This window comes from Sphingomonas sp. 179-A 2A2 NHS, from assembly GCF_045371305.1.
Classification (GTDB): domain Bacteria; phylum Pseudomonadota; class Alphaproteobacteria; order Sphingomonadales; family Sphingomonadaceae; genus Sphingomonas.
Window position 1 is genome coordinate 293,343 of record NZ_JBIQDE010000002.1, and the last position, 12,854, is coordinate 306,196.

The following is a 12,854-nucleotide window of genomic DNA, read 5'->3' on the forward strand; positions in this document are numbered from 1 at the left end:
CAAAGCCCATGTGGCGCAATTATATCACCGTCGCGTTCCGGGCGCTGGCGAAGAACCGCACCTATTCGCTGATCAACCTGCTCGGTCTCGCCATCGGCATGGCGGCGTGCCTGCTGATCCTGGTCTTCATCCGCTACGAAACCAGCTTCGATCGCTGGGTGCCGGATGGCGAGAACACCTATCAGGTGCAGACCTGGTGGCCGAACCCGCGCGACGGGCCGCCGACGTTCCTGCAGATGACGAGCTACATCACCGAGGATCGGCTGCGGAAGGATTTCCCGCAGATCGACAAGACCGTCTACGTCCTCGGCGGCAGCCCGACGATCGTCAAGGACGGGACGGTTACGAGCGCCAAGGACTACCTGATCAGCAACGGGGACTTCCTGGCGGTCGTCAACCTGCCGCTCCTTCGCGGATCGAAGACGGCCCTGAACGCACCGGACACCGCGGTGATCACGCGATCGGAAGCGATCCGCCAGTTCGGTACGGATGATGTCATCGGTCGCACGCTGAGCCTGATCCAGAAGGGCAAGACCTATGACTATCGCATCAACGCGGTACTCGAGGACCTGCCGAAGAACTCGCACTTGCGTATCAACGCCGTGGTGCGCCGCGACTTCCCGTCCTACTTCGCGCAGGAGCCCGGCTTCCTTGATTGCTGGGGCTGCCAGTCCGGCTGGGTCTATGTGAAGCTGAAGCCGGGCACGGACGTCGACACGATCAACGCGCAGCTTCCGGCGTGGGAAAAGCGCAATATCGCCGACGAGAATTTCGGCGGCACCCACTACAACGCCGGCGACGACACCGACTGGAAGCTGGTGCCGCTGGCCGATGTTCACCTCGGCACGGCCCAGGCCGGCGCGATGACGCCGGGGAACGACCGCCGCACCATCGCGACCTTCGCGATCATCGCCGTGCTGATCCTGGCCATGGCGGTGGTGAACTTCACCAATCTCGCCACCGCCAGGGCCGGCCAGCGCGCGCGGGAAGTGGCGCTGCGCAAGGTGCTGGGCGCGACGCGCAAGCAGTTGATCGGGCAGTTCGTGGGCGAATCGCTCCTCGTCTCCGCCATTGCGGTGGTGATGGCGCTCGCGCTGGGCGAACTGCTCGTCCGGCCGTTCTCCGCGCTCCTCGATGCAGATCTTGGCTTCAGCTATCTCGGCGCGGACGGCATGCTGCTGCCGGCACTGGCGCTGGTGCTGATCGTTGGCGTGCTCGGCGGGCTTTACCCTGCGTTCTTCCTGTCGCGCTTCCAGCCGGCGAGCGTGCTGAAGGCCAATAAATCTTCTGCGGAAACGCCGGGCACGGGCCGGCTGCGCAGCGTGCTGGTGGTGGCGCAATTCGCCATCTCGATCGGGCTGATCATCTGCACCGCGATCGTCTATGGCCAGACGGTGTACGCGCGTTCGGTGGATCCGGGCTATAAGCGCAACAACATCCTCCAGATCGACGGGCTGGCCCGATACCAGCTGATCGGCCGCGGTGAGCAGCTGGCGGAGCGGATGAAGCGGGTGCCCGGCGTGGTCGCGGTCGGCCGTACGGACATCGGCGTCGCAACGAGCGACTCGAGCAACACCGGCGTGCTGGTGCCCGGGCAGCCACAGCCGGTGACGCTGGGGCGCTACCGGGTCGATGTCGGCTTCAAGGATGCGATGGGGCTGGATCTCGTCGCGGGCCGCTGGTTCGATCGGGCGCGCCCGATGGATGACCAGACGACCTCCTTCCCCGAAAATAAGGAGGAGATCCGCGCACTGGCGGCCCGCGGCGCGAACATCCTCGTCAACGAATTGGCGGCCCGCAAGATGGGCTACCGCAATCCTGCCGACGCCGTGGGCAAGACGATCAGGATCGGCATTTCCACCGAACATGGCGACATGGCGAACACGATCATCGGCGTCGTGAAGGATTCGCGCTTCCGCTCGGTTCGCCAGCCGCTCGATCCGATCATGTTCCTCGGCACGCGTGAGGGCGAGACCAAGATGGTCATCCGCTACGATGGCGATCCGGCCGCCGTGCGTGCGGGTGTCGAGCGGGTGTGGAAGGAAGCCGCGCCGGATGTGCCGTTCGAGGCGGAGTTCAGCGAAGCGATCATCCAGGAATTGTACAAGGCCGAGGATGTGCGGGCGAAGATATTCGCCGGCTTCGCTTTGCTGGCCGTGGTGATCGCCTGCCTAGGATTGTTCGGCCTCGCTGCCTTCACGGCGGAGCGGCGGACGAAGGAAATCGGCATCCGCAAGGTGCTGGGCGCGCGCACGCAGGATATCGTCCGGCTGCTGGTGTGGCAGTTCAGCCGGCCGGTGCTCATCGCCAATCTGATCGCCTGGCCGATCGCCTGGTGGGTGATGCGTGACTGGCTGAACAGCTTCGACACGCGGGTGACGCTTGGGCCGACGCCGTTCCTGCTGGCCGGGGCACTGGCGCTGGCGATCGCGGTCGGCACAATCGCGGGCCATGCATGGCGCGTGGCGCGGGCGAACCCGATCCGGGCGCTGCGTTACGAATAAGGAGTTTCGCAAACAGGCTCGACCCTGCCGCCGCGGCACCCGGCGGCAGGGGAGGGGCGGCGGCGGAGCGTATTTTCCCTCTCGCTCCGCCGCCGGTGCTGCCGGTACTGATGCAGCGACGGGTCGGCGCTGTTACCCCAGCGTGCTGCCGCGGTCGGCCGCGAAGCCCGGTGCGTGGCCGGTCGCCGGGCGAAGCGCCTCACGTTCCGATGCGGGCACCGGCGCGGTGGGATCGGGGCGGAAATGATCGACCGCCCGATCATGGGGCCCGGGGTGATGATCGCCCTCGAGATCCGGCGCCGGGTGCCCGTCCTTCGGTGGGAAGAAGCGGTCGAACAGGCCGAAATGGATCGCGCTGGCGAGGCCGGTGGCAATCGCCCCGATCGCGGTGGCAACGCCGATCGCGGTGTTGCGCTGGCTGTGATCGGCCTTGAAGCGGCCGCTGCTATCGCGTTTCTGGGTCATGCGCGCTCAACACCTGTGGCAAGCCGCGCGTTCCCCCCGATGCTGCATGCACTGCACTCTGGGCGCTACATGGTTCAAAAACCGGCCGCCCGGCCCTAGATCGCGAGAACGATGCAAGGTTCCTACGGCCCGCCAGACCGGTTCAACGAAGAGAAAGCGACGTTCGCGATCCGCGGCAGCGACCAGCCCGATCTGGATGCTGGCGTGGCGGCGATCCGCAACGTCGTGCGCACGCTGCCGGCGCGTCCGGGGGTGTACCGGATGCAGGATGCGCGCGGCGACGTGCTCTATGTCGGGAAGGCGCGTGCGCTGAAGAACCGCGTCAGCAACTATACGCAGATCAACAACCTGTCGAAGCGGCTCCAGCGGATGGTGTCGCAGACCCGGTCGATGACGATCGTCACGACCAACAACGAGGCCGAGGCGCTGCTGCTCGAGGCGCAGCTGATCAAGCGCTACCGCCCGCCGTACAACGTGCTTTTGCGCGACGATAAGAGCTTCCCCTTCATCCTGTTGCGCGCCGACCATGACTTCCCGCGCATCCAGAAGCATCGTGGCGCGCGCCGCGCGAAGGGCGATTACTATGGTCCTTTCGCCAGCGCCGGCAGCGTCAACAACACGCTGAACGCGCTTCAGAAACTGTTCCTGCTGCGAAGCTGCACCGACGGCTTCTTCAAGACGCGCGACCGGCCATGCCTGCTGTACCAGATCAAGCGCTGCTCGGCCCCGTGCGTCGGCCGGATCGACAAGGCCGGCTATGACGAGCTCATCGCAGACGCGAAGAAATTCCTCGCCGGCAAGACCACCGACGTTCAGGCGAAGCTTGGCGCGCAGATGGAGGCCGCGGCCGCGGCGATGGACTTTGAGCTCGCCGCCGTGCTGCGCGACCGGCTGCGCGCGCTGACCTTCATCCAGGGATCGCAGTTCATCAACGCCGAAGGGGTGGGCGATGCGGATATCTTCGCGCTCGCCAGCCATGAGGGCGTGATCGGCATCCAGGCCTTCTTCATCCGCGGTGGTCAGAATTGGGGCCACCGCAGCTTCTTCCCCGCGCACACCGCCGATGTGACTGAGGAAGAGGTGATGACCCTGTTCCTGATGCAATTCTATGAGGAGGTTCCGCCGGCCAAGGCAGTGCTGGTCGATCGCGTGCTGCCGGAGGCCGACCTGCTGGCCGAGGCGCTGACGACGCAGGCCGGGCGCAAGGTGTCGATCGAGGTGCCGCAGCGGGGCACGCGCAAGCGGCTGATGGAACAGGCGTGCCGCAATGCCAAGGAGGCGCTGGAACGCCGTCTGGCGGAAAGCACCACGCAGGCGAAGCTCAACCGCGAGGTCGCGGACCTGTTCGGCCTGGCGGAGCCGCCGCAGCGAATCGAGGTGTACGACAACAGCCATATTCAGGGCACGAATGCGGTGGGTGCGATGGTCGTCGCTGGGCCGGAGGGCTTCCGCAAGGGGCAGTATCGCAAGTTCAACATCAAGCAGGCGGCGACCGATGACGATTTCGCGATGATGCGCGAAGTGCTCACCCGCCGCTTCGCCCGCGCGATCGAGGAGGATCCCGATCGTGATGGTGACAATTGGCCTGATCTGGTGCTGCTTGACGGTGGCCGGGGGCAGCTGAACGCTGCCAAGGCGGTGCTCGAGGATCTCGGCATCGAGGACGTGTGTCTCGTCGGTGTCGCCAAGGGACCGCACCACGGCCGCGAGGGGCGCGAGGTGTTCCACCTGATGGACGGGCGCGAACTGACGCTGCCCGTCAATTCGCCGGTCCTGTTCTACCTCCAGCGGCTACGTGACGAGGTGCACCGCTTCGTCATCGGAGCGCATCGTGAGAAAAGGGCAAAGGCGATGGGGGCGAGCCCGCTCGATGAAGTCCCCGGCATCGGCCCGGCGCGCAAGAAGGCGCTGCTGATGCACTTCGGCACCGCGCGCGCGGTGCGCAACGCCAGTCTTGCCGATCTGCAGAAGGCGCCCGGCGTCAGCGCCGGCGTCGCGCAACAGGTGTACGACTTCTACCACGCGAAGTGACGCCTGCCGGGCGTCTGATCGAAAATCTCAGGCGAAATCAGGAAATCTGCTGCGCCATTTCGGCAAGCATCACGCGCGCGATGGGCTGCTGGATCTCGTTTTCGATATCCAGGCTGCCGCCGAGTACGCGCGTGCCACGGCGCACGGGCACCCGCACCATCGAGCGCGCGGTACGCTGCGCAAAAGCAAGCGCAGCATTGATATCCGGAAGCTCATGACACTCCGCCCGGCGAACGACCTGATCAGGAGTACGGACACGGAAGAAGTAGCTGGGCATGCTGCGGATAATGCGCGAGAAATCGGTCGGTTGCGCAACGCAACATAAGTTTGCAAATTTCTTGCCGCAGCCATGCTGCAGCAAGCGGCACCACGCCTACATCAGCCCCTTGGCGCGGAGGCTGACATGGCCGCTCGTGCCGATGATCAGGTGATCGTGCACCGCGATCCCCAGCCCGCGGCCTGCCTCGACGATCGCGCGCGTGATGTCGATGTCGGCCCGGCTCGGTGAGGGATCGCCGGACGGGTGGTTGTGGACGAGGATGATCGCGGCCGAACCAAGATCGATGGCGCGGCGGATCACCTCGCGCACATGAACTTGCGCTTGGTCGATCGACCCTTCGCTCATCACCTCGTCACGGATCAGCATGTTGCGCGTGTTGAGGTGCAGCACGCGCACTCGTTCGATGGCATGATGCGCCATGTCGGCGCGCAGGTAGTCGAGTAACGCTTGCCAGTTGCCGAGCACCGGTCGCGCCGCGACCTCCGCCTGCAGCAATCGCAGCGCGGTGGCCTGCGCGATCTTCAGCGCGGAGATGCTGACTTCGCCCATGCCCTTCACCCGCAGCAACGCCTCGCGATCGGCAGTGAAGACGCCGCCGATGCCGCCGAACTCGCGCAGCAACGCCTTGGCGATCGGCTTGGTATCGATCCGCGGGGTGGCGACGGTAAGAAGGTACTCGAGCAGCTCGTGGTCGAGCAACGTGTCACCGCCGCTGCCGAGCAGTCGTTCGCGCAGCCGCGCGCGATGGCCCTGTGTGTCGTTCGGTGGATCGGCGTCGGCCATCGTCGAAAGGCTAGCAGGACGCAGCTTGTACGCAATCGGGAACGATCGGTCGTGGGCGGCAGTGCGTGGGGATGACGGGGCCCTGTTCAGCCGGTAGAGCGGCCCGCGTCGGGAGGACGAACGAGGGCGCGTGGAAGCGGCAGACGAGGAACGATTGCCGCATGTCCGCCGCCGGCCCTTCCGCCGGAGGCTGGCGGTCGCCGCGATCCTGCTGGCGCTTCTGCTGCTTGGCTTGTGGCTGGCGAGGGTGCCGATCGCGACGCGCTACATCGATCGCACGCTCGGCGCGCGCAAGGTGCCGGCACGCTATGCGATCACTGAACTCGGTTTCGGGCGCCAGCGGCTGACCAACGTGGTGGTAGGCGATCCGCGTTCGCCGGATCTCGTCGCGGACTGGATCGAAACCTACACCGATAGCGACCCCGGCGGCGCCCGGCTTAGCGGCATTCGCGCGGGCAAGCTTCGGATGCGCGCGCGCCTTGTCGAGGGCCGGATATCGCTCGGCGCGATCGATCAGTTGCTGCCGGCGCCCAGCGGCGGCCCCTTTGCGTTGCCGGCGCTCGACCTGTCTGTCGACGACGCACGCGTCCGGCTGGAGACGCCGCTGGGACCGGTGGGCCTTCGCATCGCCGGCCGGGGGCGGCTGGACGACGGCTTCCGCGGCACCGTCGCGGCGATCAGCAACGGGGTGGCGATCGGCGATTGCCGGCTGCTGCGTCCCAGCGCGCTGCTCGGCGTGGCGGTGAACAATTTCACGCCGCAACTAAGCGGCCCGGTGCGGCTGGCCGGGCTGCGATGCGGCCAGGCCACGGTCGCGGCGCCCGAGGCGCGGGTCGACGTGACTCTGGGGCCGGCGCTTGACCGCTGGCAGGGATCGGCCGGGCTGCGCGCCGGAAAGATGACGGCGGCCAATGCATCGCTCGGTGCGCTGACGGGCCAGATCGAGTTTCGCGGCAACGCCTCGCGCACCGAAGGCGAGGCGCAGGTGCGGGGCGAAAGGTTCAGCGCCGCCGGGGTGAGCGGGGCGTTGCTCGCCTATGCCGGTACCTGGCGGGTGGCAGCCGGCCGGGCGCTGGCGGCCGGCCGGGTCGACGCTGGCGACGTCTCCGTTTCCGCCTCGCGACGCGCTGAATTCGCCTCGCTCGCGGACAGCACGGCGGGAACGCCGGTCGGCCCCATCGCTGCAGCAGCGGCACGCGCGGCTGCGCGCGCTGCGCAACGCTTCGACCTCGGCGGTGAAGTCGCAATTGGCACTGCCTCTGGCCAGCCGCTGGCGACGGTGCGGCAGCTCGTCTTGCGCGCGGCGAGTGGCGCATCGATCCAGTTCGGCGATGGCGAAGGGCTGGTGTTCGGTGCGCCCGACGGCGTTCGCGCCGACGGCGTTTTGTCGATGGGCGGCGGGGGGCTGCCCGATGCACGACTGACGTTGGCCCAAGCGGCACCGGGCGAGACCGTCACCGGCACTGCGACCTTGGCGCCCTATGCGGCCGGCGGCGCCCGACTGGCGCTAGCCGGTGCGCGCTTCACCCTGGCGCCCGACGGCGCGTTTCGGCTGAGCACCGTGGCGGACGTGAGTGGTCCGCTGGGCGACGGCGCGGTCGAGGGGCTGCGCCTGCCGATCGTCGCGCGGCGGAGCGCCGGTGGTGATCTGCGCGTGATCGAGACATGCGCACCGGCAAGCTTCCGGCGACTTGCGGTGGCGGGCCTCACGCTGCGTGAGACGGGTTTGCGGCTATGTCCGCTCGACGGTGCGCTGCTGCGGATCGATGGCGGGAAGATCGGTGGCGGCTTGGTCATTGCCGCGCCGCGGCTTGCGGGGGCGCTCGGCGGATCACCGGTGACGCTGGCGGCGGCGCGTGCCGAGTGGCGGCACGGCTCGGCCCGCTTCGTGCTAGATGACGTGAAGGCGCGGCTGGGGCAGGGGGATCGCGTCACCCGGCTCGATCTCGCGCGGCTTGATGGCGGGATAAGCGGCGGCGGGATCAGCGGGCGCTTTGCCGGCGGAGCGGGGCAGATCGGCGCGGTGCCGCTGCTGCTGAGCGAGGCCGCCGGAGAGTGGCGATTTGCCCGTGCAAATCTGGCGCTGAATGGCGCGCTGACGGTGGCGGATGCGGCAGCGTCGGCAAGGTTCCGGCAGCTGATGGCGCGCAATGTCACGCTTCGGTTGGCGAATGGAACGATCAGCGCGGAAGGCGCGCTGTTCGAACCGGGCAAGAGCGTGAAGGTGGCCGACGTGACACTCCGCCACGTGCTCGCGAGTGGCACCGGCGCCGCGCACCTCGCCGTCTCGGGCATCACCTTCGGCGATGGTTTCCAGCCGGAGGAACTGACCCCGCTCACCTTCGGCGTCATCGCCGACGTGCGCGGAACGGTGCGCGGCAGCGGCGATATCGCCTGGACGCCCGAGGGCGTCACCTCCACCGGTAGGTTCGCGACGGACCGCGCGGATCTCGCCGCCGCTTTCGGGCCGGTCGCCGGGCTGAAGGGCGAGGTGGTCTTCACCGACCTTCTCGGACTGGAGAGCGCGCCCAGCCAAGTGGCAACGGTCGCCTCGATCAACCCCGGTGTCGAGGTGACGGACGGGCGGATCGATTATCAGCTGCTGCCGGGTCTGCGCATCAAGGTGAACGACGGGCGCTGGCCGTTCGCCGGTGGGACGCTGACGCTGCGGCCCACCTTGCTCGATTTCGGCGCGCAGCAGCAGCGCCGACTGACCTTCCATGTCGAAGGCGCCGAGGCGCGCCAGTTCCTGCAGCAGTTCGATTTCAAGAACCTCGACGCGACCGGCGTCTTCGACGGCGAGCTGCCGATGGTGTTCGACCAGACCGGCGGCCGGATCGAGAACGGGACGCTGACCGTGCGCGAAGGCGGCGGCAGCCTCGCCTATCTCGGCGAGCTGACCAAGGAGGACCTGGGTACCTGGGGCAATATCGCGTTCCAGGCGCTGCGCTCGCTGCGCTATCGTAATCTGGACGTCGTGATGAACGGGCCGCTGGCGGGCGAGATGATCACGGAGGTGCGCTTCGCCGGGGTCAGCCAGGGGGAGGGCGCGAAATCGAACTTCCTCATCCGCCGGCTGCAGCGGCTGCCGTTCGTGTTCAACATCAGGATCAAGGCGCCGTTCCGCGGGCTGATCGATTCGGCCGCGAGCTTCTACGATCCCAAGCGTCTGATCGAACGCAACCTGCCCGCCCTGCTGGAAGAGCAGAACAAGCGCACCAACCCGCCCGCCGTGCCTTCATCGGCAGCGACGCCGGCCATTCAGTCATCCGCAAGCGAGAACATGCCATGAGCGACACATTGAAGAAGCGAGGAGGGCACCCGATTTCCACGATGACGAGGAAGGCGGCGATCGGACTGGCGGTGGTGACGGGCGGGTGCGTCAACGTCGCCGCACCTGACAAGCCGATCGTGATCAACCTCAACATCAGCGTGACGCAGGAAGTGGTGTACCGTCTCGACAGCGAAGCGAAGTCGCTGATCAAACAGAATCCGGGGATCTTTTAAGATGACCAGCAAGGCAGTGAGCAAGACGATCCTGATGATGGCGGGGGCGCTGGCGTTGACCGGCGTGTCGGCCACTGCCTGGGCGCAGCGCGACCCGGCCTATGCAGCGGCGCGCTCTGCCGGCGAGGTCGGCGAACAGCCTGACGGCTATCTTGGCGTCGTGGGTGCCGGCTCGCCGCAGGTCCGCGCGCTGGTCAATGCGATCAACATTCAGCGCAAGGCAGCCTACACGCAGAAGGCGCAGGCCTCGGGCGCCACCGTCGAACAGCTGGCCTTCACCAGCGGCTGCAACCTCATCCAGCAGACCGCGCCGGGCGAGAAGTATCGCACGCCGGACGGCAACTGGGAGACGCGCGGCGCCGGCGCACCGATTCGCGACCCGCGCTGTGTCTGAGGTCGCCGGGCGGGTTCCCTGCCGCGGCAGGGACGCTCGCTAAGCGGCTGTTTCCGCTGGACCGGACGGGGCCCTGGCATGGCATTCCGGGTCGTGTCCGAATGTTGCGCAAAGGTTGACACCCCCGGACCCCCCGGCTAACCGGACCGCGCCTTGGCGGGCTCGCCACTTGGCACTCTTCGCGCCTGCCCAGAACACGGGGAAGCGCGCGGATGGCGGAGAACGAGCCCGGACCAGACACCCTCGGCCAGGATGCACGCATCACCTCGCTCGACGAGCGGTTGAATGCAGCGCAAGCGGACGAGGCACGCCGGACAAAGGCGAGCAAGGCGGAATCCGATGGCGGCTATCGCCTCGGCAACCGCGTGCTCGCAGAATTGACTGGCGGAATGGTCGGCGGCGCGCTGATCGGTTGGGTAATCGACCGATTTGCGGGCACGCAGCCCTGGGGTCTGCTCGTGATGCTCGCCCTCGGGACGATCGCCGCGTTCAGAAACATCATTCGGATTTCGACCAAGCGCCCGAAGTAACGATCGGGCGCTTTCGTTAGGGAATTACAGGCGTGGCGGAAGGCGGCGGCAAGATCGATCCGATGCACCAGTTTCTGGTAGAGCCGTTGTTCGGCACCCAGGACTGGCAGATTGCCGGCTATAACATCGCCTTCACCAACTCGGCGATGTGGATGGCCGTGGCGACGATCGTGCTGATCGCGTTCATGTCGCTCGGCACCAAGGGCAAGGTTGTTCCCACCCGCGGGCAGATGATGGTCGAGGGCGCGGTGCGCTTCGTCGACAACATGCTCGCGTCGAACATCGGGCCGGAAGGGAAGCGCTACGTTCCCTACGTCTTCTCGCTGTTCATGTTCATCCTGTTCGCCAACGTGCTCGGCCTCCTGCCGCTCGGCGTCGTCGGCATCCACCCCTTCACCTTCACCAGCCACTTCACCATCACCGGCGTGCTCGCGATCATGTCGTTCGCGATCGTCCTGGTGGTCGGCTTCTGGCGGCATGGCCTGCACTTCTTCAGCCTGTTCGTGCCGCACGGCACGCCGTGGTGGCTGATGCCGGTCATCCCGCTGATCGAGTTCGTGTCGTTCATGGTGCGCCCGTTCAGCCTCGGCCTGCGACTGTTCGTCGCGATGACCGCCGGGCACATCCTGCTGAAGGTGCTGGCCGGGTTCGTCGTCAATGCCGGCAGTGCCGGGCTCGGCGTCGGCCTACTGGTGGGCATCCCCAGCTTTGGCCTGATGGTCGGAATCTCGGCGCTCGAGCTGCTCGTCGCCGGCATCCAGGCCTATGTCTTCGCGCTGTTGACCTCGCTCTATCTGAACGATGCGGTCAACCTGCACTAAGTTTCACCTGTTCTTTCCAACCGTTTGATTTTCATAGGGAGTTATTGAAATGGACGCAGAAGCCGCAAAGCTGCTCGGCGCTGGTCTCGCAGCCGTGGGTGCGGGCCTCGCCTCGCTCGGCGTGGGCAACGTGTTCGGCAAGTTCCTCGAAGGCGCGCTGCGCAACCCGGGCGCGGCTGACGCGCAGCAGGGCCGTCTGTTCATCGGCTTCGCCGGCGCCGAGCTTCTCGGTCTGCTCGCGTTCGTCGTGGCGATGATCCTGGTCTTCGTCGCCTAACATTACGATCCTCGACGGGGCGCGCCGGTCGGCGCGCCCCGTTCAGGCGGGATTTTCGATGCCTCAGATCTCCCAACTTGCCGCGACCTGGGCTTCCCAGTTCTTCTGGCTGGCCGTGACCTTCGGTATCGTCTTCTTCGTCGTGGGCCGCGGCATGCTGCCCAAGGTGCAGAAGACGATCGATACGCGCGATCAGTCGATCGCTGCCGATCTCGCTGCGGCGTCGGCGGCGCGCGATGCGGCGGATCAGGCGGAAGAGGCATGGCGCGTGCGCGACCAGGCCAACCGCGAAAAGGCTCAGGCGCTCGTCGCCGAGGCGCGCCAGCGCGCCGCTGCTGCGTCGGCGGAGACGCTGAGCGCGGCGCATGCCGAGCAGGCGGCGCGTATCGCGGCCGGCGAGGCTGATATCCGGGCGGCGACCGAGCGGGCGCTGGCCGAGATCGAGGCGGTTGCCGCTGAGGCCGCGCAGGATATCGTGGCGCGCGTGTCCGGCACCCAGGTGTCGGCCGAGGAAGCGAGGAGCGCCGTTCAGGCGGCGATGGCCAATGGCTGAGTTCATCATCATGAGCGCCATGTCCCCGGGCTCGGCCGAAGTGGCGCACAACCTCGCCACCGCCGCCAATGCCGAGGGCATGAACGCGCATGGCACCGAGGCGCTGTCGACCTCGATCGCCGAGGGCGGGCCCGATCACCACGTCGATCCGGCGCTGTTCGGCTTTGCCAACGGCACGGTGATCGTCTCGCTGGCGATGCTGGTGCTGATCATCATTCTGCTGGTGAAGAAGGTGCCGGCGATGATCGTCGGCGGCCTCGACAAGCAGATCGCGGACATCCGCCGCCAGCTGGACGAGGCGAAGACGCTTCGTGCCGAGGCCGAGGCGCTGCGCGACGAATATGCGCGCAAGATCGCCGACGCCGAGAAGAGCGCCGCCGACATGGCGACGCAGGCGACGCATGAGGCCGAGGCGATCGTGGCGCAGGCGCGCACCGATGCGGCCGAGCTGGTCGAGCGTCGTGCGCGCATGGCGCAGGACCGCATCTCCGCGGCCGAGCGTGCAGCGATCGCGGAAGTCCGCGCCAAGACGGCCAGCGCTGCCGCCAGCGCAGCGGCGCAGCTGATCAAGCAGCGCCACGGCGCCGAGGCCGACCGGGCACTGGTCGATCGCGCGATCTCGGGCCTTGGCCGCCTGAACTGATCACCGCCTGATCTTGGGATCACGAAGGGGCCGCGTCCGCAAGGATGCGGCCCTTTTGCTTTTGGG

13 protein-coding genes are annotated in these 12,854 nt (G+C 67.2%); 10 read left to right on the forward strand and 3 right to left on the reverse strand.

Annotated features, from left to right (window positions below):
* Positions 1–8: 8 nt before the first annotated feature.
* The gene (locus tag ACH0AE_RS04605) at positions 9–2,504 is read left to right on the forward strand and encodes an ABC transporter permease (RefSeq protein WP_294444347.1); all 2,496 of its coding nucleotides are present in this window, start codon (positions 9–11) and stop codon (positions 2,502–2,504) included.
* Positions 2,505–2,636: 132 nt separating this feature from the next.
* Here the strand turns inward: ACH0AE_RS04605 and ACH0AE_RS04610 are convergent, their stop codons facing one another.
* Positions 2,637–2,969 carry a hypothetical protein gene (locus tag ACH0AE_RS04610; RefSeq protein WP_294444349.1) on the reverse strand — a complete coding sequence of 111 codons (333 nt, stop codon included), beginning with the start codon at positions 2,967–2,969 and terminating at the stop codon, positions 2,637–2,639.
* A 111-nt stretch (positions 2,970–3,080) separates the two neighbouring features.
* Between ACH0AE_RS04610 and uvrC the strand changes: the two genes are divergently transcribed.
* Complete coding sequence (gene uvrC, locus ACH0AE_RS04615) at positions 3,081–5,000, forward strand: excinuclease ABC subunit UvrC (RefSeq protein WP_406875488.1); 1,920 nt, start codon at positions 3,081–3,083, stop codon at positions 4,998–5,000.
* A 37-nt stretch (positions 5,001–5,037) separates the two neighbouring features.
* Here the strand turns inward: uvrC and ACH0AE_RS04620 are convergent, their stop codons facing one another.
* Positions 5,038–5,361 (reverse strand): DUF6894 family protein, encoded by a 324-nt coding sequence (locus ACH0AE_RS04620; protein WP_294445107.1) that lies wholly within the window; start codon positions 5,359–5,361, stop codon positions 5,038–5,040.
* Positions 5,362–5,373: 12 nt separating this feature from the next.
* On the reverse strand, positions 5,374–6,063 hold the full coding sequence (gene radC, locus ACH0AE_RS04625) for a DNA repair protein RadC (protein ID WP_406875489.1): 690 nt from the start codon (positions 6,061–6,063) through the stop codon (positions 5,374–5,376).
* Between the two features lie 130 nt (positions 6,064–6,193).
* Here radC and ACH0AE_RS04630 point away from each other — a divergent pair, with 130 nt between their 5' ends.
* From ACH0AE_RS04630 to ACH0AE_RS04665, 8 genes are all read left to right on the forward strand, one after another.
* A complete protein-coding gene (locus ACH0AE_RS04630; protein WP_406875490.1) occupies positions 6,194–9,355 on the forward strand; it encodes a YdbH domain-containing protein in 3,162 nt (1,053 codons plus the stop codon).
* Positions 9,352–9,570, forward strand: coding sequence for a YnbE family lipoprotein (locus ACH0AE_RS04635; RefSeq protein ID WP_294445104.1), 219 nt, complete (start codon positions 9,352–9,354; stop codon positions 9,568–9,570). The genes ACH0AE_RS04630 and ACH0AE_RS04635 overlap by 4 nt, the downstream gene beginning before the upstream one ends.
* A 1-nt stretch (position 9,571) precedes the next feature.
* On the forward strand, positions 9,572–9,964 hold the full coding sequence (locus ACH0AE_RS04640; protein WP_294445103.1) for a YdbL family protein: 393 nt from the start codon (positions 9,572–9,574) through the stop codon (positions 9,962–9,964).
* A gap of 212 nt (positions 9,965–10,176) precedes the next feature.
* Positions 10,177–10,494, forward strand: coding sequence for an AtpZ/AtpI family protein (locus tag ACH0AE_RS04645; protein WP_294445102.1), 318 nt, complete (start codon positions 10,177–10,179; stop codon positions 10,492–10,494).
* 32 nt (positions 10,495–10,526) lie between these two features.
* Positions 10,527–11,315, forward strand: coding sequence for a F0F1 ATP synthase subunit A (locus ACH0AE_RS04650; RefSeq protein WP_406875491.1), 789 nt, complete (start codon positions 10,527–10,529; stop codon positions 11,313–11,315).
* Positions 11,316–11,364: 49 nt separating this feature from the next.
* A complete protein-coding gene (locus ACH0AE_RS04655; RefSeq protein WP_228945703.1) occupies positions 11,365–11,592 on the forward strand; it encodes a F0F1 ATP synthase subunit C in 228 nt (75 codons plus the stop codon).
* Positions 11,593–11,650: 58 nt separating this feature from the next.
* Positions 11,651–12,145 carry an ATPase gene (locus ACH0AE_RS04660; RefSeq protein WP_294445024.1) on the forward strand — a complete coding sequence of 165 codons (495 nt, stop codon included), beginning with the start codon at positions 11,651–11,653 and terminating at the stop codon, positions 12,143–12,145.
* Positions 12,138–12,788, forward strand: a complete 651-nt coding sequence (locus ACH0AE_RS04665; protein WP_406875492.1) for a hypothetical protein — start codon at positions 12,138–12,140, stop codon at positions 12,786–12,788. The genes ACH0AE_RS04660 and ACH0AE_RS04665 overlap by 8 nt, the downstream gene beginning before the upstream one ends.
* Positions 12,789–12,854 lie beyond the last annotated feature (66 nt).